This window comes from Nocardia sp. CA-290969 (genome assembly GCF_050936135.1).
Classification (GTDB): domain Bacteria; phylum Actinomycetota; class Actinomycetes; order Mycobacteriales; family Mycobacteriaceae; genus Nocardia.
In genome coordinates, this window is record NZ_JBNJNJ010000001.1 from 308,447 (window position 1) to 329,572 (window position 21,126).

General features: G+C 68.9%; 18 protein-coding genes. 7 read left to right on the forward strand and 11 right to left on the reverse strand.

Going from position 1 to position 21,126, the window contains the following annotated elements:
* Position 1 precedes the first annotated feature (1 nt).
* The 4 genes from ACQEVO_RS01520 to rfbD all read right to left on the reverse strand — a co-directional run bounded on the left by ACQEVO_RS01520 (position 2) and on the right by rfbD (position 4,564).
* On the reverse strand, positions 2-1,330 hold the full coding sequence (locus ACQEVO_RS01520) for a sigma-54-dependent transcriptional regulator (RefSeq protein WP_432908033.1): 1,329 nt from the start codon (positions 1,328-1,330) through the stop codon (positions 2-4).
* Positions 1,331-1,627: 297 nt separating this feature from the next.
* Positions 1,628-2,707 (reverse strand): sugar phosphate nucleotidyltransferase, encoded by a 1,080-nt coding sequence (locus ACQEVO_RS01525; protein ID WP_432908036.1) that lies wholly within the window; start codon positions 2,705-2,707, stop codon positions 1,628-1,630.
* A gap of 64 nt (positions 2,708-2,771) precedes the next feature.
* Entirely contained in the window at positions 2,772-3,683 is a 912-nt protein-coding gene (locus tag ACQEVO_RS01530; RefSeq protein WP_432908038.1) for a glycosyltransferase family 2 protein, read from the reverse strand.
* A gap of 11 nt (positions 3,684-3,694) precedes the next feature.
* Positions 3,695-4,564: a dTDP-4-dehydrorhamnose reductase gene (gene rfbD / locus ACQEVO_RS01535; protein ID WP_432908041.1), complete on the reverse strand. Its 870-nt coding sequence runs from the start codon at positions 4,562-4,564 to the stop codon at positions 3,695-3,697.
* A gap of 150 nt (positions 4,565-4,714) precedes the next feature.
* On the opposite strand from rfbD, the gene ACQEVO_RS01540 reads away from it, so the two are divergent.
* From ACQEVO_RS01540 to ACQEVO_RS01555, 4 genes are all read left to right on the forward strand, one after another.
* On the forward strand, positions 4,715-6,181 hold the full coding sequence (locus ACQEVO_RS01540) for an LCP family protein (protein WP_432908044.1): 1,467 nt from the start codon (positions 4,715-4,717) through the stop codon (positions 6,179-6,181).
* 31 nt (positions 6,182-6,212) lie between these two features.
* Positions 6,213-6,932, forward strand: a complete 720-nt coding sequence (locus tag ACQEVO_RS01545) for a TIGR03089 family protein (protein WP_432908047.1) — start codon at positions 6,213-6,215, stop codon at positions 6,930-6,932.
* Between the two features lie 113 nt (positions 6,933-7,045).
* Entirely contained in the window at positions 7,046-8,362 is a 1,317-nt protein-coding gene (locus ACQEVO_RS01550; protein ID WP_432908050.1) for a cytochrome P450, read from the forward strand.
* Positions 8,363-8,436: 74 nt separating this feature from the next.
* The gene (locus ACQEVO_RS01555; RefSeq protein ID WP_432908052.1) at positions 8,437-9,927 is read left to right on the forward strand and encodes a phytoene desaturase family protein; all 1,491 of its coding nucleotides are present in this window, start codon (positions 8,437-8,439) and stop codon (positions 9,925-9,927) included.
* Here ACQEVO_RS01555 and ACQEVO_RS01560 read toward each other — a convergent pair.
* From ACQEVO_RS01560 to ACQEVO_RS01590, 7 genes are all read right to left on the reverse strand, one after another.
* The gene (locus tag ACQEVO_RS01560) at positions 9,924-10,850 is read right to left on the reverse strand and encodes a cation diffusion facilitator family transporter (protein ID WP_432908055.1); all 927 of its coding nucleotides are present in this window, start codon (positions 10,848-10,850) and stop codon (positions 9,924-9,926) included. The genes ACQEVO_RS01555 and ACQEVO_RS01560 overlap by 4 nt on opposite strands.
* A gap of 425 nt (positions 10,851-11,275) precedes the next feature.
* Positions 11,276-12,487 (reverse strand): mannose-6-phosphate isomerase, class I, encoded by a 1,212-nt coding sequence (gene manA, locus ACQEVO_RS01565; RefSeq protein WP_432908058.1) that lies wholly within the window; start codon positions 12,485-12,487, stop codon positions 11,276-11,278.
* A complete protein-coding gene (locus ACQEVO_RS01570; RefSeq protein ID WP_432908060.1) occupies positions 12,487-13,686 on the reverse strand; it encodes a tobH protein in 1,200 nt (399 codons plus the stop codon). The genes manA and ACQEVO_RS01570 overlap by 1 nt, the downstream gene beginning before the upstream one ends.
* A gap of 111 nt (positions 13,687-13,797) precedes the next feature.
* Complete coding sequence (locus ACQEVO_RS01575; RefSeq protein ID WP_432908062.1) at positions 13,798-15,174, reverse strand: phosphomannomutase/phosphoglucomutase; 1,377 nt, start codon at positions 15,172-15,174, stop codon at positions 13,798-13,800.
* A 189-nt stretch (positions 15,175-15,363) separates the two neighbouring features.
* The gene (locus ACQEVO_RS01580; protein ID WP_432922227.1) at positions 15,364-15,738 is read right to left on the reverse strand and encodes a DUF3499 domain-containing protein; all 375 of its coding nucleotides are present in this window, start codon (positions 15,736-15,738) and stop codon (positions 15,364-15,366) included.
* A 672-nt stretch (positions 15,739-16,410) separates the two neighbouring features.
* Positions 16,411-16,890: a metallopeptidase family protein gene (locus tag ACQEVO_RS01585; RefSeq protein ID WP_168433861.1), complete on the reverse strand. Its 480-nt coding sequence runs from the start codon at positions 16,888-16,890 to the stop codon at positions 16,411-16,413.
* Positions 16,891-16,974: 84 nt separating this feature from the next.
* A complete protein-coding gene (locus tag ACQEVO_RS01590) occupies positions 16,975-17,208 on the reverse strand; it encodes a WhiB family transcriptional regulator (protein WP_033243613.1) in 234 nt (77 codons plus the stop codon).
* A gap of 533 nt (positions 17,209-17,741) precedes the next feature.
* Here ACQEVO_RS01590 and cofD point away from each other — a divergent pair.
* From cofD to ACQEVO_RS01605, 3 genes are read left to right on the forward strand one after another with little or no spacing between them, the layout of a single operon-like run.
* Positions 17,742-18,719 (forward strand): 2-phospho-L-lactate transferase, encoded by a 978-nt coding sequence (gene cofD, locus ACQEVO_RS01595; protein WP_432922231.1) that lies wholly within the window; start codon positions 17,742-17,744, stop codon positions 18,717-18,719.
* Positions 18,716-20,077 (forward strand): coenzyme F420-0:L-glutamate ligase, encoded by a 1,362-nt coding sequence (locus tag ACQEVO_RS01600; RefSeq protein ID WP_432908065.1) that lies wholly within the window; start codon positions 18,716-18,718, stop codon positions 20,075-20,077. Before cofD ends, ACQEVO_RS01600 begins: the two co-directional genes overlap by 4 nt.
* Positions 20,074-20,592 carry an NUDIX hydrolase gene (locus tag ACQEVO_RS01605; RefSeq protein WP_432908068.1) on the forward strand — a complete coding sequence of 173 codons (519 nt, stop codon included), beginning with the start codon at positions 20,074-20,076 and terminating at the stop codon, positions 20,590-20,592. Before ACQEVO_RS01600 ends, ACQEVO_RS01605 begins: the two co-directional genes overlap by 4 nt.
* Positions 20,593-21,126: the final 534 nt, after the last annotated feature.

Here is a 21,126-nt window from a genome sequence, read left to right on the forward strand (position 1 = left end):
CTCACTCGATGCCATCCCGAGCACGGGCGCGGCGCAGATGCAACGCACGATCCGTCACCCCGAGGCGGGCGGCCGCCGCCCGGACATTGCCATCGCTGTGCGCCAGCGCGGTGTCGACGGCCAGGTCGGCAACCTGATCACGCAGCTGCCGCAGCGTGGCGCCAGCCGCAACCGCAGCCCGCACTGCCGCGGCCAATCCGGGCTCGGGGCATCCGGCAGTCGATTCATGCGGGTCGGGCCGAGGCCGGTCCACTGGAGGCAGGTCACCGGGCGTGATCGGGCCGGAACCGACGTGACGCGCTGCGACTCGGCGGGCCAGCTGGCGCAGGTCACGCAGATTGCCGGGATACTCGCGCTCCCGTAGGGCTCGAGCCACCGTTACGTCGAGTTTGGGCATGCCGCCACACGCCTCGGCATAGAAATGACCGAACAGATCGAGGATGTCCTCACCGCGTTCGCGCAGGGGAGGTAGCGACACCGCCGATGCCGCGATGCGGTAGTAGAGGTCGCTGCGGAACCGGCCCTCGTCGACCTCACGCAACACATCGCGGTTGGTTGCGCAGATAAGCCGGAAATCGCTGCGTTGCCACCGGTCACCGCCGATCCGTTTGTAGGTGCCCTCTTGCAGCACGCGCAGGAATTCGGGCTGCAGCTCCAGCGGCAGTTCGCCGATCTCGTCCAGGAACAAGGTGCCCCCGTCGGCGGCCGCGAAGGCTCCGGTACGGGCGGCTACCGCGCCGGTGAACGCGCCGCGTTCGTGTCCGAAAAGTTCGCTGCCCAGTAGCCCCGCGACAACAGTTGTGCAATCGACCACCACGAGATGTCCGGTCGAGGTCGGGCGCCCGACCCGGTGGGCGACCCGGGCTGCGAGTTCCTTGCCGGTGCCGGTCTCGCCCGAGATCAGGATCGGTCCGGTTCCGAACAGGGCTGCGGTGACCAGTTCGCGCAGTGCCAGGCGTAGCGCCGCACTGCGTCCGACGATCAATTCCCGCACCTCGGCGGAGTCGATGATCTGCTCCACCTCGCCGATCCGGTACAGACGGGCGCGGATCGGCTCGGGGTCGGCGTCCCATTGCAGCACGTCGTCGGCGCCCATGGCCAGCTCAGCCCACGGATCCACCGAGAGGTGCCCCACGTGCACCACGATCACTCGTGAATCGGGTGACGTATCGCGCAGTGCCTGAAGGATGTCGGTGGCCGAAGAGGTCGCCGAGCAGATCAACAGGCCCAGTCCGTCGACGTCTGCGGCGAGATCGTTGCGGAAGGAAGCCAGTTCCCGCGCAACTTGATTCGTTTCCGCATCCGGCCGTAGCTCGGCTATCCACGGCATCGGCGGGCACACAGCATAGGCGCACTCCAGATCACTCTGGGAGTCGACGGGATGTGGCTCGGCGGATGTCCACCTCCTCGTGCAATTCAACTCGTTCGGTGGGAGTAGCGAGCACGAATGTGGGAGGAACTCGAGCAGATCGAACTCTGTTGATCGTCCCTCGAGATCACCCCTGTTGTCACTGGTCCTTAGGGAGGAAAAAGGAACATTGGTCACCACACCAGGTTGTTCCGTTTGCCGGCACCCGACGCCGGTCATTATCGGTCGGCCGTCACCTCTGCCTGTCGGCCATTGCAGTCACACGTCGGTGGAGTAGCGGATGCCGCCGTCCGGGATTTCCACGCCCGGCCAGACGCGGGCGCCGCGGAGGAGTTCGCAGCGGGCGCCGATATTGGCGCCGTCGCCGATGACGCCGTCGCGGATGAGGGCGCGGGGGCCGATCCGGGCGCCGAAGCCGATGATGGAGCGTTCCACCGTGGCACCGGCCTCCACTTTGGCGCCGTCGAACAGGATCGCGCCGTCGAGGCGGGCGCCGGCGCCGACCTCGGCGCCGCGGCCGACCACGGTGCCGCCGATGAGCAGGGCCCCCGGCGCCACTCCGGCGCCCTCGTGAACGAGCGATTCACCGCGCTGGCCGGGCAGGATCGGCGAGGGCGCGATGCCGCGCACCAGGTCGGCGGAGCCGCGTACGAAATCCTCCGGCGTACCCATATCCCGCCAGTACGAGGTGTCCACGTGCCCTTGGACCCGGGCGCCCTCGGTGAGCAGCGCCGGGAACACCTCGCGTTCCACCGATACCGGGCGCCCGGCCGGGATCTTCTCGATGTACTCGCGGCGGAACACGTAGCAGCCGGCGTTGATCTGGTCGGTGGGCGGATCCTGGGTCTTCTCCAGGAACGCGGTGACCCGGCCGTCCGCGTCGGTCGGGACGCAGCCGAAGGCACGCGGGTCGCTCACCCGCACCAGATGCAGGGTGACATCGGCCCGGGTGCTCTCGTGGGTGTCCAGGATGGCTCCCAGGTCGGTGCCGCCGAGGACGTCACCGTTGAACACCATGACATTGTCCGCGGTGAGCCGCGGTAGCACATTGCGGATCCCGCCGCCGGTGCCCAGCGGTTCGGTTTCGGTGACGTACTCGATCTGCAGGCCGAGTTCGGCACCGTCGCCGAAATGCTCCTCGAAGACCTCGGCCTTGTAGGAGGTGCCGAGCACCACGTGGGTGAGGCCGGCCGCGGCGATCCGGGACAGCAGATGAGTCAGGAACGGCACCCCCGCGGTCGGCAGCATCGGTTTGGGCGCCGACAGGGTCAGCGGCCGTAACCGGGTGCCCTTACCGCCCACCAGGATGACCGCGTCCGCGCGTGCTTGCGATGCCATGGAGCTCCCTTGTTCCATCTGTTCCTCGACCCGGTCCGGCCCTGCGGCCGGTACCTGCGGCCGGCTAGGCGGACAGTTCCCGCTGCCGTGCACGCAGTGCGGATCGAACCGCAATGCGGCAGCGAATCGCAAGTCCGGCCCGTAACGCCCAGCGCAGCGGGGCCTGCCACCAGTGCGGATGGCGGTCGGCCTGGAAGCGGTAGGCGCTGGCGTGGTGGGCGGGCAGCATCTTCTCCGGATTGCGCCCGGCGGCGTGCCCCTTGGCATGGGTGACCTCGGCGTCCGGGACGAACACGTTGTGCCAGCCGGCCCTGCCCATCCGGTCGCCGAAGTCGACGTCCTCCATGTACATGAAGTAGCGGGAGTCGAAGCCGTCGATCGCGTCGAACGCCTCCCGGCGCACCAGCAGGCACGACCCGGACAGCCAGCCGACCGTGCGCTCGGAGATCTCCTCGTTCTCCTGCCGGTAGCGCCGCGTCCACGGATTGGTTTTCCAGACCGCGCCGAGGACGGCATGCCCGGCGCCGTCGAGCAGGCCGGGGACCGAGCGCGCGGAGGGGTAGACGCTGCCGTCGGGTTCGCGCACCAGCGGGCCGATCGCGCCCGCCCGGGGCCAGCGCTGGGCGGCCGCCAGCATGATGTCGATGGAGTCGGCACCCCAGCGGATATCGGGGTTGGCGATCAGCACGTATTCGAGGCTCGGATCGAGTTCGGCGACCGCCCGGTTGATGGCACCGCCGTAGCCGATGTTCCCGCCTGTGGACAGGAACCGCACATGGGCGTTGGCTTCGGCGATGAGTTCGGGCACACCGTCGGTCGATCCGTTGTCGGCCAGAATGACCTGCGGTTTCTCCGCGGTGGCGGTGTTCAGGGTGCTGATGAAATGCTCGAGATGTTCGCCCGGCGAATACGTGACCGTGACCACGGCCAAGCGTGGCCGGTCAGGCTGATGATCCGGGGTATCGGAAGCGCTCACAGCGCACCACCCTAACCGGCCGTCCTGGTCAGTGCCTCGGTCAGCGCGGATTCCCATGGGCGCAATGGAGTCAGGCCGGCCGCGCGCCAGGCTGCGCCGGACAGTACGGAGAAAGCCGGCCGGGGCGCCGGTCGCGGGAATTCCGCGGATGTGCAGGGCCGCACCCGCGCCGGATCGGCGCCGATACCGGCGAATACCGCCCTGGCGACCTCGAACCAGCTGGCCCGGCCCGCGTTCGTGGCGTGCAGCACGCGGGGGGCGCCGGGGTGAGCGGCGAGCTCGAGCAGGCCGGCGGCGAGGTCGGCGGCGTAGGTGGGGGAGCCGATCTGATCGGTCACCACCGTCACGGTGTCGCGTTCCCGCTCCAGCCGCCGCATGGTGGCCACGAAATCGCCACCGGTACCGCTGTACACCCAGGCCGTGCGGACGATCTGGGCATCCGGGCAGTTCTGTTGCACCGCGAGCTCACCGGCGAGTTTGGAGCGGCCGTAGGCGGTGGCGGGGCCGGTGGGGTCGCCGGGTTCGTAGGGGGTGGTCGCGGTGCCGGGGAAGACGTAGTCGGTGGAGAGGTGGATGAGCCGCGCGCCGGCCCGGGCGCAGGCCGCCGCCAGTACGGCGGGCCCGGTCGCGTTGCCCGCGAATGCCGCCTCGGTTTCCGATTCCGCCCGGTCCACGGCGGTGAAGGCGGCACAATTGACGACGATATCGCCGGGTCGCACGACCGATTCCACGGCGGCCGCGTCGGTGATATCGAGCCGGGAGCGGGTATACGCGCGGACAGCGGGCGCCAACCGCAGCAGTTCCCGGCCCACCTGTCCGCCGGCCCCGGTGAGCACGAGCCGGGCGGCGAGATCGGTTCCGGTCGGTACGACGTCGTTCACCGGGTCAGTCTGGCACGCCGTCGACATGCCGAATCGGCCTCACCGGGGCTGCTGTTGGTTAGCCTGCGTGGTGCGGAAGGTGTTTCGAACGGCATACGCGATGTGGATCGGGGTCCTCGACCGGTCCGGACGGGGAGAGGAATTCAAAAGGTGGTGCAGCGTGGGGAGCCGACGTTGTGGAGTCCGGTGCGGGTGTTCGTCGCATCGGTTGCTCTGATTGTGCTGGTGGGGACGGGGTTCGCCTGGCGCGGGGTGGATTCGCTGGTGTCGAATATCGAGCGGATCAGCGATCTGGGTCTCGGTGGGCATCGCGACGGTGCGGTGGACATCCTGCTCGTGGGTGTGGATTCGCGCACCGATGCCAAGGGCGATCCGCTCACCGAATCCGAGCGCGCCATGCTGCACGCGGGTGACGAGATCGGGACCAATACCGACACCATCGTGCTGGTACGGGTACCCAACGACGGCCGCTCCGCCACCGCGATCTCGATTCCCCGCGACGCCTACGTCGATATCCCGGGCCTGGGCAAAGGCAAGATCAACTCCGCGTACGGGATCACCAAACAGACCGTGCAGGACGATCTGCTCGCCGACGGCGAATCGGCGGAATCGGCGGAGCAGAAATCCACGCAGCGTGGCCGGCAGGCGCTGATCGGCTCGGTGGCCGGGCTCACCGGGATCACCGTCGACCACTACGCCGAGGTCAGCCTGCTCGGGTTCGTACTGCTCACCGACGCGGTGGGCGGCGTGGACGTCTGCCTGCGGCACGCGGTGGACGAACCACTCTCCGGTGCCTACTTCCCGGCGGGCCGCCAGAAACTGGACGGACCGCAGGCACTGAGCTTCGTCCGCCAGCGGCACAACCTGGAACGCGGTGATCTGGACCGGATCGTGCGCCAGCAGGTGTTCATGGCCCAGCTGGTGCACCAGGTGGTCAGCGCCGATACGCTCGGCAACCCGAGCCGGTTGCGCGAGCTCAGCGACGCGGTCGGCCGCACCATCGTGCTCGACGAGGGCTGGGATCTGGTGGCGTTCCTGAACCAACTGCAGGATCTGTCCGCCGGGAAGGTCACCTTCGAGACGATTCCGGTGGCCGACCTCAACGGCACCACCTCCGACGGGGAGTCGGTGGTCCGGGTCGAACCCGGCGAGGTGCAGGACTATGTCGCCGGGCTGGTCGGCGAAGAACCCGCCGACCCGGCCACCACATCCGCGGCCCCCGCCGCGGATCCGGGAACGGTCCAGGTGAACGTCTACAACTCCAGCCTGGTCCCGGGCCTGGCCGGGGCCGTCTCCGGGGAACTGGGCGCCCTCGGTTATCTGCAGGGCGACGTGGGTAACTATGCGGACGAGCCGGTTTCGGAAAGCCAGGTGCTCGCCGCCTCCGAATCGGACCGGACCGCCGCGGCGGTGGCCGCAGCGCTCGGCGGCCTCCCGGTGGCGGCGGATCCCACCGTCGCGGCGGGGACGGTGAGCGTGGTGCTGGCAAGCGACTACGCTGGCCCCGGATCCGATACCGAGGTGATCGATTTCGGCGACACCTCGACATCGGCCACCCCGGTGCCGCCCGCGCCGCCCATCGCGGCCGCCGAAGACGGACCCACCTGTGTGAACTGACCCTGTGTGAATCGAGCGCGGAAAGCAGACCATGCGTGACGTAGATCAGGCCACGACCCTCCCCGAAGCGGTACTCGACCCGATTCTCGAACGGGAACCGGCCGCACCCCGGATCACCTGGTACGACGACGCGACCGGCGCGCGTATCGAACTGTCCGGCCTGACCCTGGCCAACTGGGCCGTCAAAACCGCCAATCTCGTCCGCGACGAATTCGGGCTCACTCCGGGCGCCCGGGTCGCGGTACTGCTGCCCGCGCACTGGCAGACCGCGGCCGTCCTGCTCGGCTGCTGGTGGGCCGGTACGGAAGTGGTCCTGCACCCGGATCCCGACGCGGAACTGGTGTTCGCCGCCGCCGACCGGCTGGCCGAAACAGAGGACGCTCCCGAGGTGGCGGCCCTGTCGCTGGACCCCATGGGCGCACCCGTGCGCGATCTGCCGCTCGGCGTCACCGATTACGCGACGGCGGTCCGGGTGCACGGCGATCAGTTCCATCCCGGCGGGGCGGGCGCCGCCCTGGACGGTATGCCGGTGCAGGAGGTTTTCACCGCGGCCCGGAAATCGGCCGCCCGGCAAGGTTTCTCGGAATCCGACCGGATCCTTTCCAGCGGAAGCTGGGATACCGCCGAAGAACTGATCGACCGGTACATCGCGGTGCTGGCCGCCGGGGCGTCGCTGGTACAGGTCACCAATCCCGATCCGGCGCAGCGGGATCGGCGCGTGGAGACCGAGCGGGTCACCCGGGTTCTCTGACCGGTTTCTCCTACCACGGTAGGTGGTGAAGTCCGACTCCGGCAGGTACCGCCCGTCCGGTGATTTGCGTAACGTCGACTGCGGATGCGACGGAGCAACGACGGAGGGGCCGGATGAAACCGCAGTACCTTTTCCGATGGATCGACCATCACGGACTGATCCGGGCCGCCAAGCAGGCCCGGCTGCGCCGGGGCGAACCGTTCGCCCGGCTCAACGGCGGGCCGGAGGGGATCGAGAACCCGTACGCGCTGATCGAACAGATGCGCGGCGCCGGCGGATTGCATCGGGTCGCCCCGGTGTGGGTCACCTTCGATTACGACCTGTGCCGGGAAGTGCTGCGGGACAACCGCTTCGGTACCGGGTTGCCCGGCCTGCTGCCGCTGCCGGAGAAGGCCCGCAAGATGCTCGACCGGTGGCCGGTTCCGCCGAACCCGGTGGATCCGCCCTCCATGCTGATGATCGACCAGCCCGAGCACACTCGGATGCGCAAACCCGTGGCCGCCGCGTTCACCCCGCGGGCCGTCGGCCGGCTGCGCGACCGGGTCGCGACCGTCACCGAGGAACTGCTGGCCGGCCTGCCCGACAACGGGCCCGCCGATCTGGTCACCCAGTTCGCGGCCCAGGTGCCGATCGCGATCATCTCCGAGATGCTCGGCTTCCCCGATGCCGACCGCGAGATGTTCCTGAAGTGGGGCGACGATATCAGCCCACTGCTCGACCTGGGTATCTCCTGGAAGACCCACCGGCGGGCCATGGAATCCTCCGAGCGGGTGCACCGCTACCTGCTCGACCATATCGAGCGGCTGCGCGCCGAACCCGGCGACGATATCCTCAGCAGCCTGGTCACCGCGGGGGAGTTGTCCACGTACGAGCTGTGCACCTCGGCCACCTTGCTCATGGGCGCGGGGTTCGAGACCACCGTCAACCTGATCGGCAAAGGGATCGTCTGGCTGCTGAACCATCCGGATCAGCTGGACCGGTTACGGGCCGAACCCGAACTCTGGCCGAACGCGGTCGAGGAGATCCTGCGGATCGATCCGCCGGTACAGACCACCGGCCGGATCGCCCACAGCGAATTCGAGCTCGCCGGTCGCACGCTGCGCCCGGGTTCCACGGTGGTGTTGTCCCTGGCCGGCGCGAACCGCGACCCCGCCGTTTTCCCCGATCCCGCCCGCTTCGACATCACCCGGGAGAACGCGAAGAACCACCTGGCCTTCAGCAGCGGAATCCACGTCTGCCTCGGCGCCGGCCTGGCCCGGATGGAAGCCGGCCACGCGCTGCGTGCTCTCTTCGAGACCTTCCCCGACCTGCGCCTGGCCGGTGCGCCGACCCGTCGCCCACTGTTCACCCTGCACGGCTACTCGCATCTCCCGGCGCATACCGGCCGGCGCGCGGTCTCCGAAGCGCTGTCCGCGGTGACGCAAGGGTGAATCGGCGCTGCCCGAACCCAGCCGGTGCGTCGCTGTGCCCGCGCCGCCGCCGGAGCAGCACCTAGACTCGGGGCATGCCTCATGGAGACAGCACGGCGGAAGCCGTAGTCGTCGGATCCGGGCCCAACGGGCTTGCGGCCGCGGTGATCCTGGCCGGTGCCGGGCTCGAGGTCGAGGTATACGAGGCGGGGGAGACGCTGGGCGGCGGCTGCCGGACCGCGGAGGTGACGCTGCCCGGTTTCCGGCACGATATCTGCGCCGGCGCCCATCCGATGGCCGCGGCGTCCCCGTTCTTCCGGGCATTCGACCTGGCCGCGCACGGTGTCGAGTTGCTCGCGCCCGCGGCGTCGTACGCGCATCCACTGGATGGGGGTACCGCCGGGGTGGCGTGGCGGGATCTGGACCGCACCGTGGCGGAACTGGGTCGCGACGGCGCGGCCTGGCGGAGCCTGTTCGAGCCGCTGGTCCGGGATTGGTCCGCGGTGGTCGAGACCGCGACCGCCGATATGCGGCATGTACCGATCAGCCCGGCCACCGTCCGGTTCGGTCTGCGCCTGCTGGAACAAGGGTCGCCGTTGTGGAACGCGCGTTTTCACGGGGCGGTCGCACCGGCGCTGTTCAGCGGGGTCGCCGCGCATACCATCCGGCCGCCGCGCAAGCTGCCCGCCGTAGGCGCCGGGCTGCTGCTGGCCACGCTCGGCCACGCGGGCGGCTGGCATATCCCGCGTGGCGGTAGCCAGGCGATCGTGGACGCGCTCGCCACGGAATTACGGCGCCGCGGCGGCCGCGTGATCACCGGGCACCGGGTGGATTCGCTCGCCGAGTTCGGCGGGGCCCGCGCGATACTGTGCGATACGTCGCCCGCCGAACTGGTGCGTCTGGCCGGTGACCGGCTCCCGGCCGGGTACCGGCGCCGGCTGAACAAGGTGCGCTACGGGCCCGGTGTCTGCAAGGTCGATTTCGCGCTCTCCGGACCGGTGCCGTGGCAGGCCCCCGGCTGCGCGGAAGCCGGCACCCTGCATCTGGTGGGCAGCCGTGCCGAAGCGATGGCGGCCGAGCACGCCGTGGCGGCGGGGATGCATACCGAGCGGCCCTACACCCTGGTCATCCAGCCCGGCGTCGTCGACGACAGCCGCGCCCCGGCCGGGCGGCACACGCTGTACGCCTACGCGCACGTCCCGCACGGTTCCGGCCGCGATATCAGCGATCACATCATCGCCCAGATCGAACGTTTCGCCCCCGGATTCCGGGATCTGATCCTGGGCCGGCATGTGCAGACCGCGGCCCAGCTGGCGGAGTACAACACGAACTATGTCGGCGGCGATATCGGCTCGGGCGCGATGACGCTGCTGCAGACGGCGTTACGGCCGGCGCCGCGCTGGAATCCGTACGCCACCGGGATACCCGGGGTCTATCTCTGTTCCTCGGCGGCCCCGCCCGGCGGCGGCGTACACGGTATGGCAGGCACCCACGCCGCGACGCACGCCTTGCGCACGGTGTTCGGTGACCGCACCGATCCCTACGAACTGGTGGCCGCGAAATCCGCGGCCACCCCGGAGGGTTAGGCGTCCGCGGCGGACTCGCGGTACAGGTCGGGTTCCAGGTAGATGATGCGGGCCGTCGGCACCGCGGCCCGGATCCGGCTCTCCGCCTCGTCGATACCCGTCGCGATCTGCGTGATATCCAGGCCCGGCGCCACCGCCACCTTGGCGGCGACCAGCATTTCCTCCGGGCCGATGTACTGGGTCTTCATATGGATGAGGCGATCGATGGTCTTGCCGTCGGTGATGTTCTCCCGGATCGCCCGGTCCTCCGCGGCTGTCGCGCCCTCACCGATCAGCAGACTGTGCATTTCGACGATCAGGATGACCGCGATGATCCCCAGCAGCGCGCCGATCGCCAGGGTCCCGACGCCGTCCCATACCGGATCGCCGGTCACCATCGTGAGCCCGACACCGCCCAGCGCCAGCACCAGCCCGACCAGCGCGCCGGTGTCCTCCAACAGCACCACCGGCAGCTCCGGGCTGCGCGAATTGCGGATGAACTGCCACCAGCTCGCCCGCCCCTTCAAGGGTTTGGATTCCCGGTAGGCGGTGATGAAACTGTAGGTCTCCAGGCCGATGGCGACCACCAGGATCACGACGGCCACGATGGGTGAGCTGAGTTCCTCGGGATGCTGGACCTTGTGGATGCCCTCGTACAGCGCGTACACCGAGCCCAGGGTGAACAGCACCAGCGCCACCACGAACGAATAGAAGTACCGGCTGCGGCCGTACCCGAAGGGATGCAGTTCGTCGGCCTCCTGCTCGGCCCGGTTCTGCCCGAACAGCAGCAATCCCTGATTCGCGGTATCGGCGACGGAGTGCACACCCTCGGCCAGCATGGACGCCGAACCGGTGATCGCCGCACCCACGAACTTCGCCGCCGCGATCCCGGCATTCGCCGTCAACGCCGCAAGAATCGCCTTCTTACTTCCACCAGCCGACATCTTCCACCCTTATATGTACTCTGCGGCGCCGGGCGCACCGCGGGGTCGAGGCCTTCCCGGCGACAACCCTATAAGTCCTGTCCCCGTTCCCGCGCCCGACCGTCTACATTCGCCCCCCACACCGTCCCAACGCGACCACGGCGGCGCCGAGTCTTACGAGGCCCTCAGCGGTTCGCATAACCCCGAAATCGAAACGCAACTACGGCGTCGCCGAGTCTTGCGAGGCTCTCAGCGGTTCAACATAACACCGGAACCGAACGGGACCACGGCGGTGCCGAGTCTTACGAGGCCCTTGGAGGTTTTGGCCCGTCCCTGCTGTCAGTGCTCGATGCGATGCGGCGCAGCCGCGAGTGTCGAGTGCTGACAGCAGGGACCAAGGGGGGCCAAAACCCGTGCCGCCGGAGGCGGCACAAATAAACACAGAATTACACACCGACGCAGGCGCAGAAGAGGGTTGTGGGGCCGTCGGCGGCCTGGGCGCGGATATCGGTGTCGGCGGCCGAGATCCAGGCGGCGGTGCCGCGGTCGAGGCGTACCTCGGAGTTCCCGTCGCGCAGCCGTGCCGAACCGGCGGTGCACAGGACGATGCCCGGGCCCGCATCGGTGAGCGGGACCAGGGCCGAACCCGCGGTGATATCGAATCGGCGCAGCGCGAATTCGGGGGCGGGGGTCCGGTAGCGTACCGAGCCGTCGCCGGCCGGTTCCGGTAGTACCACCGGTAGGTCGATGGGCTCGAAATCCAGGACCTTCAGCAGTTCCGGGACATCGACGTGTTTCGGGGTGAGCCCACCGCGCAGCACATTGTCCGAGTTCGCCATGATCTCCACTGCTACGCCGCGCAGGTAGGCGTGCAGGTTCCCGGCCGCCAGGAACAACCCCTGGCCGGGTTGCAGGGTGATCCGGTTCAGCAGCAGCGAGGCCAGCACACCGGCATCGCCCGGGTAGCTCTCGGCGAGTTCCAGCGTGGTCTGCGCGACGGCCGCGAATTCGCGTTCGGAATTCGACAGATAGCGCACACAGCCGTCCAGCACCGCCGGCAACAGCGTGTCCAGCACCGTGGGTGGGAGGGTGATCCAGCTGGTGAACAGGGTGCGCAGGCCGTCGGAATCCGGTTGCGCGGCCAATAGTTCGGCGTATTGAACCAGCTCGGTGACCTTCAGCGCACGGAACAGCTCCACCGTGCGCACGGGGTCGCGGAAACCGGCCAATGCCTCGAAACGTTCCAGCGCGACCACCAATTCCGGCTTGTGGCTGTCGTCGCGATAGTTGCGCATCGGCGAATCGAGGGGCACCTTGTTGCGGTTCTCCCGGGCGAACCCGGCCGCCGCCTGCTGTGCGCTCGGATGTGCCTGCAGCGACAGCGGTTCCTCGGCGGCCAGGATCTTCAGCAGGAACGGCAGCCGGCCGTCGAAGCGGGTCGCGGCGGCGCCGAGTTCCCGGCCGGGTTCGGCGGAGACCACTTCCAGCAGTGAGCGCTTACCGTTGTCGGTCCGGATATAGGCGGGATCGGCGGGATGGGCACCGAACCAGAGCTCGGCTTCCGGATGCGCCGAAGGGACCGGGCGGCCGCAGAGTTCGGCGAGCGCGGTGCGCGACCCCCACGCATATGAGCGCAGCGCACCTACGAGTTCGTGCACTAGTAGCGTCCCCCGTCATAACTGCCGGGATCGCCCGCCACGACCGCACGGCCGCCGATGAGCCGCAGATAGGCAGCCGCCATCTCCCAGCGCAGCGCCAGCACCGCCAGCCGTTCCAGTTCCCCGCCGATCCGGGGCGCGGGCTCCGGTGCGGGTTCGCCGGATTCCGCGCGCGACGGATCGGCCGGGGCGGTTTCGATTTCGGCCGTCACCAGGTCGGCATCGACCGTTCCGCCGCCGGCGCCCCCGAACAGCGCCAATTTGCGCCGCAGGCCGGCGGTATCGGAATCGGTGCTGCACAGAAAGACCCGCTTCTTCTCCACCGGCGGCGGCCCGTCGAGCTGCTCGTCGTGGAACAGCGGATCGTAATCCGGCGCGGCGGCGGTGGCGGTATCGACCAGTTGCGGAAGCGCGGCCACCGCGACCGCCAGATCCACGGCGGCGGCGGTCCGGCCGGCCGACTGCAGCAGCACCTCCGCGGCATGTACCGCGAGTTCGGTGGTCGCGGGGGAATCACCGGTGAGGATCAGCCCGCGCTGCTGGGTGCGCACGGCCAGGTTCTTCGCGGGATTGTGGAACACCTCGTGCTGCGGTCCGTCGCGCAGGGCCTCCGTATCGAGCACATCGGCGAGATCGGCCAGATCCGGCAGTCCGGCTGCCGAGCGGACCGGGTCGATCGTGCGCAACACCGCGATCCCCACCGCCAGATAGCGCAGCAGCCGGTTGGCGTCCAACACCGGTACCCGTGGTTCCAGTACGGCGGCGCGGCCGGCGGCCGCGGCCCGCAGCGGACCCTCGTTCGGGGCCGCCACGATCACTTCGGCGCCGCGGCGCACCGCTCGGTCCACCGCGTCGATGAGCCGGGGATCGCCGGCGTCGTCGCCGCTGACCAGCACCACGTCCAAGGGGCCGGCCCAGGAGGGGACCGTCGTCACCGGTACCAGCGGCAGCCCGGCCCGGTCGCCGAGCGCGGCCACGAGCAGCCCGGCCGCGCGGCCGGCGCGGCCGGGCCCGGATACCAGCAGCAAGCTGCGTGGTTGCAGACCGTCCAGCCGGGCGAGCGTCCCTTCGGCCACGGCCGCGGCGATCGCGCGGACCTGGGCGCCACCGGACGCGGCGGAACGGAGGGCGCCGCCGGTATCGGCGGCCTCGAGCATTGCGGCATCGTCCAGATCGAGTACCGGGGTATCAGCGATCATCGGGCGTGGCACCTCCCCTCATCGCGCTGTTATCGGTCGCCGCCATTGCCACAGTTGTGGACACCGGGCCTGGAACGGGCGAATCCACGGTGTGTATTTCCACTATTCCAGTCAGGCGCGGACGATGCGCAGAATCTCGGTCACGAGTGCGTCTACTTCCTCCGGAGTGCGCGCTTCGACGTTGAGCCGCAGGAGCGGTTCGGTATTCGAGGCGCGCAGGTTGAACCAGGCGTCGTCGGCCAGTTGCACCGTCACCCCGTCCAGCCGGTCCACCGCGACCGCGCGGGCGGCGAACGCGTCGAGTACCGCATCGGTGCGTCCGGCCGCGTCCGCGACGGTCGAGTTGATCTCGCCCGAGGCGGCGTAGCCGGTGTAGGAGGACATCAGCTCCGAGACGGGACGTTTGTCCTCGCCCAAGGCGGCCAGCACGTGCAACGCGGCCAGCATCCCGGAATCGGCGCCCCAGAAATCGCGGAAGTAGTAGTGCGCGGAATGCTCACCGCCGAACACCGCGCCGGTGGTGGCCATGAGCTGTTTGATGAACGAATGCCCCACCCGGGACCGCACCGGGTTTCCGCCCAGCTCGGTCACCAGCTCCGGCACCGACCGGGAGGTGATCAGGTTGTGGATGATCGTGGCGCCCGGCTCCTTCGCCAGCTCGCGTTCGGCGACCAGCGCGGTGATCGCCGACGGCGAGACCGGTTCACCCCGTTCGTCGACCACGAAGCAGCGGTCGGCGTCACCGTCGAAGGCCAGCCCGATATCGGCGCCGGATTCCCGGACCAGTTTCTGCAGATCCACCAGGTTCGCCGGGTCCAGCGGATTGGCCTCGTGGTTGGGGAAGGACCCGTCCAGTTCGAAATACAGCGGCACGATCGTGACCTGCGGCAGCGCACCGAGGACCGCGGGCACGGTATGCCCGCCCATCCCGTTCCCGGCGTCCACCGCGACGGTCAGCGGCCGGATACCGTCCAGATCCACCAGCTCACGCAGGAACGCCGCGTAGTCGCCGAGCAGGTCGGTGTCGGTGCTGCTGCCCGGTGCGCCGTCGTAGCCCGGCACCCCGGTGACGAGTTCTTCGGCGATGGTGGCGAGGCCGGTGTCCTGCCCGACCGGCAGCGCCCGCGGCCGGCACAGCTTGATGCCGTTGTAGCGGGCCGGATTGTGGCTGGCGGTGAACATGGCGCCGGGGCAGTCGAGGGTGCCCGAGGCGAAATACAGCTGATCGGTGGACGCCAGGCCGATCCGCACCACGTCCAGCCCCTGGGCCAGTACGCCGGCGGCGAAGGCATCCACGAGTTCCGGTGACGAGGCGCGCATATCGTGACCGATCACGATGCGCCGCGCGTTCTCGGCCCGCATGAGCCGGGCGAACGCCGAACCGGTATCGCGGACGAAATCGGCATCGAGTTGCTCCCCGACGACGCCGCGGATGTCGTAGGCCTTGATCACCGCGTTCACGGACTCGGCAGAGCGGGCGACTGTCATGGGGAACACCCTAGTAGGTGTGTTTCGGCGGCGTATCCACTGCTGCCTCCCGCTCCGCTCGGGGCCGACACCGGGCACGTCAGGGCAGTGGCGGCCGAGCGCCGGGGTTCGGCAGCGGTTGATCGTCGCGCCGGGCGCACTGCGCATCCGGTTCTCGCGGCCGGGGTATCCGGCGGGCCGGGAACTCGCTCAGCTCGGTGGATCGGGTAACACCCGGAGGTGGCCGCGGCGTCCGGTGCGAGTGGGGCGCGGCGGCGGGGTGTGCTCGCGGTATCCGCGCTGTTCGGGCTCGGGTGGGCGGCGGCGTAGGCCGGCCTCCCGGACGGCCTCGGCCAGTGCCGTGAGGTCGTCGTCGTCGGGGGTTGTCGCGAAGCCGCCTTCGTGCCGGACCATATCCCAGCCCTTCGGGGCGGTGATCCGGGAGGCGTGCGTTCCGCACAGATCCCAGGAATGTGGTTCGGCCACCGTCGCCAGCGGACCCACCACCGCGGTGGAGTCCGAGTAAACATAGGTCAGCGTCGCGACGGCCGGATTCTTGCAGCCGGGTCGGCAGCAACGACGCATGGAGATCACGTCGATGAGAGTAACCCGCCGTGCGGACCGAAGGGGGTCAGACACGCTCACCGATCCGGCTCCCCCCGGCGCGTCGAGGTGTGATCTGTATCTATGGCGCCGCCTTCGGCGGCGCGGGTTCGGGGCCCCCTTGGTCTCGTTCTTCACTCCGCCGCTCCTCCGCTTCGCTCCCCCGCTCTGTCGCTCCAGAACGAGACGGCCCCGAACCACGTAGGTGGACCATGCGGATGTTTTGATTTCGGCGGCGCGGGGTGGGGGAGCGGTGATGCGTGCTCTTGGTTGGCCCTCCGCGAAGTGTTGCGGGTTGACCATCCGGAAATGGGGCTGGCTGTGTTTTGGAGGCGCTCCGCTCGTCGACGGGCCGGGCCCTATCAACCCCCGGTCCTCACTCCGCTGCTCCTCCGCTTCGCTTTCCCGCTTCAGACCAAGGGCGGGCCCCGACTTCGAAGGAGGACCGGAGAATCGGGCCGGCTCCGACAGCGGGGCTCGGCGGTTCGGGGGAGGGGGTTGCGGAGGTTCGGCGGGGGAACGGCGAGGGGTCGGGCTGCACAGTCGTGAGCGGCTGGGGATCGGATGGATTCGAGCGTGCGGGATCGGCCGGAGAATGTATGGCTGTCCGCAGCGGTCGACGGAGGCCAGAGGCGGGCGGTGGGTGGAACCCGGCTATTCCGGTTCGGGGTCTATTACGTCCGGGTCGACGCCGAGGTAGGTCGCGATCTGCTGGACGAGGACTTCGCGCAACAGGTCCACGAGGTCTTCGGGGTCGCCGGCACGCAGTTCCAGGGGTTTGCGGAACAGGACGACCCGCGCGCGGATGGGGGTGCCGTGCCGGTCGACCCCGGCCGGTATCAGCCGGGACAGCGGGACCGGGCCGTCGGCCACCACCTCGTCCGGCCAGGTGACCGAATCCGGGTGCAGCGGACGGATTTTCGGGACATCGTCGACGGCGATATCCAGTTTGGTGAGGCGGTCGTGCCAGCGGGTGTCCAGCGGGGCGAACGCCTCCAGGACGAGGCGGTCGAATTTCTGGCCGCGGGTGCGCCACGCGGGGACGGTGGGGGGCAGCATGGGTCCGCGCACGCCGCGCCCTCGGCGGCTGACCGACCTTGCGGTCGGGGGTCTGCGGTTGCGGGATCGGGCCATGACTCGAACGTTAGTCACCGAGCGCCGATCGCGACGGCCCGCCCCGGCTACCTGCTCCGGGGCGCACCGACGCGAGCGGTCTCGTCAGCCGATACCGCGCTTGAGGCGCCGGCGCTCCCGCTCCGACAGGCCGCCCCAGATTCCGAACCGCTCATCGTGTGCGAGCGCGTATTCCAGGCATTCGTCGCGGACCTCACATCCCATGCAGATGCGTTTGGCCTCGCGGGTGGAGCCGCCCTTCTCCGGGAAGAAGGCCTCTGGATCGGTTTCCGCGCAGAGTGCGCGTTCCTGCCACTGTTCTTCGATGGAGTCGAACATCTCGTCGAAACCGGTCACGATCAGGCTGAGCCGGGGTGTCGATTCTCGCTCACTCCGATCGCGATCGGTCCAGCCGTTGTCAGCAGCGACGCCTCGTGCTGCGCCTGCTGTGGAATCGGTTCGCGATACACCCACCGGAATGCCGGCCGGGGCCAGTTCTTCGGCCATCGCTCCGCCTCCTCACTGTGTGTTAGCGCAGAATGAATTCGTTCCGTCGATCCACACGCATATCGACGGCCTAACTCCGCGATGTTGTCTCGCGGACTTCCCCGAGCCCGTCATTCGAATTCGAACACCTGTTCGAATTTCCGTTCGCGCCTTGCACTTCCCGCGCGGTCCGGAATGACATGTCTGTGATTAGACACGCCGCCGGGTGTGATGGTCAAGCCACCGTCACTATTCCGTTACTATCCCGCGCGGCATTCCGAGTCGATCTTGTGACCCGAATAGCAAATGAGCGGCAAATATAGCGGAAGACGCACTATTTATCGCGCGGCATAGGGTGTACAGATGTGACTTCAGAACAAGCGGACATCGGGCCCGCCAATGGCCCCCGTATCGTCGTCCTGGTCGGCGGAGTCGGTGGCGCGCGGTTCCTGCTGGGTGTGCGGGAGCTGCTGCCCGAAGCGAAGGTTTCGGCCATCGTCAATGTGGGCGATGACGTGTGGATGCACGGCCTGAGAATCTGCCCCGACCTCGATACCTGCATGTATACGCTGGGTGGTGGAATAGATCCGGAGCGCGGCTGGGGCCGGCCGGCAGAAACCTGGCACGCCAAGGAGGAGTTGGCGAAATATCACGCCCAGCCGGACTGGTTCGGGCTGGGGGATCGGGATATCGCCACACATCTCGTTCGTACCGAAATGTTGCGCGCCGGCTATCCACTCTCGGCGGTCACCGAGGCGCTGTGCAAACGGTGGCAACCGGGCGTCGAACTCATCCCGGCAACCGACGATCGCTGCGAAACGCATGTTGTTATCAGCGATCCGGAGAGCCCCAGCGAACGCCGCGCGATCCATTTTCAGGAGTGGTGGGTTCGGTACCGGGCCGACGTTCGAACTCATGGATTCGCCACAATCGGGGCGGATGAGGCCAAACCTGCACCGAATGTGATCGAACTCATAGGCGATGCAGATGTCGTATTACTGGCCCCCTCGAATCCGGTGGTGAGTGTGGGAGCGATCTTGGCGGTGCCTGGAATTCGCGGGGCGTTGCGTACCACCGCGGCGCCGGTGATCGGGGTCTCGCCGGTGATCGACGGCAAGCCGCTGCGCGGGATGGCCGACGAATGCCTGTCGGTGATCGGTGTGGAGACCACCGCGGAAGCGGTCGGCCGCCACTACGGATCCCGTTCCGCCACCGGCATTCTCGACGGCTGGCTGATCCATACGACCGATACCGCCGAGGTGTCCGGCGTCGAGGTGCGCAGTGTTCCCCTGTTGATGACGGACCCGCCGACCACCGCCGAAATGGTGCGGGCCGCCCTGGAACTGGCGGGAGTGAAACCGTGACCGAGTCGTTTGCCGAGGTAATTGCCGATCACGCCGCCGCGGAATTACGTATTCTGCCGATCACCGGATTACCGGAATTCCGGCCCGGCGACGACCTCGCCGAACATATCGCCGACTGCGCCCCGTGGCTGGCCGACGGCGACATCCTGGTGGTCACCAGCAAGATCGTCGCGAAGGCCGAGGGCCGGATCGTGGCCGCGCCCACCGATCCGGAGCAGCGCGACGCGGCACGGCGGCACCTGGTGGAACAGGAATCGGTGCGCATCGTGGCCCGCCGCGGCCGCACGCTGATCACCGAGAACCGGCTCGGCATCGTGCAGGCGGCATCCGGCGTGGACGGCTCCAATGTCGAACGCGACGAACTCGTCCTGCTGCCCGCCGATCCCGACGGCAGCGCCAAAGCCCTGCGCTCGGCGCTGGCGACGCGGCTGGGGGTGAATGTGGGCGTAGTGGTGACCGACACGATGGGCCGTGCCTGGCGTAACGGCCAGACCGATGTCGCGATCGGGTCCGCGGGATTGCGGGTGCTGCACGACTATTCGGGCGCGGTGGACGGGCAGGGCAACGAACTGCAGGTCACCCAGGTCGCGATCGCCGACGAACTGGCCGCCGCCGCCGACCTGGTGAAGGGCAAACTGGGCGGGGTGCCGGTGGCGGTGGTGCGCGGTCTGTCGCTCACCGACAACGGTTCCACCGCAACCGATCTGGTGCGCGCGGGGACCGACGATCTGTTCTGGCTCGGTACCGCCGAGGCGTTGCAGAAGGGTCGCCGGGAGGCGGTACTGCTGCGGCGTTCGGTCCGCGATTTCAGTACGGAACCGGTGGATCCGGAATTGATCCGCGCGGCGACCGCGGTCGCATTGACCGCACCCGCGCCCCATCACACCCGCCCGGTGCGGTTCGTCTGGCTGCGTGACCGGGCGCGACGCGAACAATTGCTCACCGCCATGGCAGCGAAGTGGCGGGCCGATCTCCTGGCCGACGGCCTGGAACCGGAACGGGTGGAGCGCCGGGTGAACCGGGGCCGCATCCTGTTCGACGCCCCGGAGATGATCATCCCGTTCTGTGTGCCCGACGGCGCCCACGACTATCCCGACGATCGCCGGTGGGCTGCGGAACAGACGATGTTCACCGTGGCGGTGGGTGCCGCGGTGCAGGGTCTGCTGGTCGCGCTGGCTGCCGAGGGTCTGGGTAGTTGCTGGATCGGGTCGACCATCTTCGCGCCGGAGGTCACCCGGGAGGTGCTCGGTGTCGACGGCGACTGGAATCCGTTGGGCGCCATCGCCGTCGGCCATCCCGCCGAGGAGCTGACCCCCCGTCCGCCCCGCGACCCCGCCGCGGGATTGGTGGAGCTGTGAGCGCCGAATCGCTGCACGCCTCGGCGACCGAACTGCTGACAGCGTGGAAACCGGACGCCGGGCCCGACGCCTCGGTGCGCGAGGCCATGCTGGCCTTCCTCGGCTCGGCACCGCGCGGCTGTCTGCGCGAGCACGAGCCCGGCCATATCACGGCGTCGGCCGTGGTGTTCTCCCACGATGGCCGGGAGGTGCTGTTGACGCTGCATCCGCGGGTCGGACGCTGGATCCAGCTGGGCGGCCACTGTGAGGAGACCGATGAGACGGTGCCCGCGGCCGCGCTGCGCGAGGCCACCGAGGAGTCGGGCATCGAGGGCCTGCGGCTGGAGCCGGAACTGTATGCGGCCCAAGCACATCCGATCACCTGTTCGCTCGGGGTGCCGACGCGGCATCTGGATCTGCTTTTCCGGATGACCGCCCCGCCCGGGTCGGTGCCGGTGCGCAGCGCGGAATCCACCGATCTGCGCTGGTGGCCGGTGGACGGTCTGCCGCCGGATGCCGATGTCGTGATCCGCTGAGACGGGCCGCGCACCGCCACCGTCCCGGATCGATCGGACGACGATGTCCCGGGCCGGGCCGCGCTGCTGTCGTCCCGGCCGGGCTCGGATTCCGTCGTTGTCGTCCGCACCGGGCCCCGGCAGGTGAGATGGCCGGACGAGGCGTCGTCCACAATGTCGGCCTGATCCGGTAGCCGGCGCGTGAAGCCTGCGGCAGCGCGCCGGAAGCTCGCGGGCGGGCCCGCTCCGCAAGACTACGGACGGGCGGCCGCGGCGTGGCCGGGGAGCGATGCTGCTGTGCCCGCTGCTCGGTCCAGGACGGCCTGGATTGTCACGGTGTGTTCTCGGCTCGCTCCGGCCCGGGCCGCGCGCCGTGGGCTGGAACCGCCATTCGGCGCGGGTCGATGTGCCGGAAACTCCGCCCGAACGGGCGGAGTGGGAGTCCCGGATGCGCTACCGCCCGCCTCGAATAACAACTGCGTCAACATAAATCGGCTGGTTACCGAAACCGTAAACCCCCTCCACCCCGGTGCCGTCGCGCCCCTACCGTCGTAG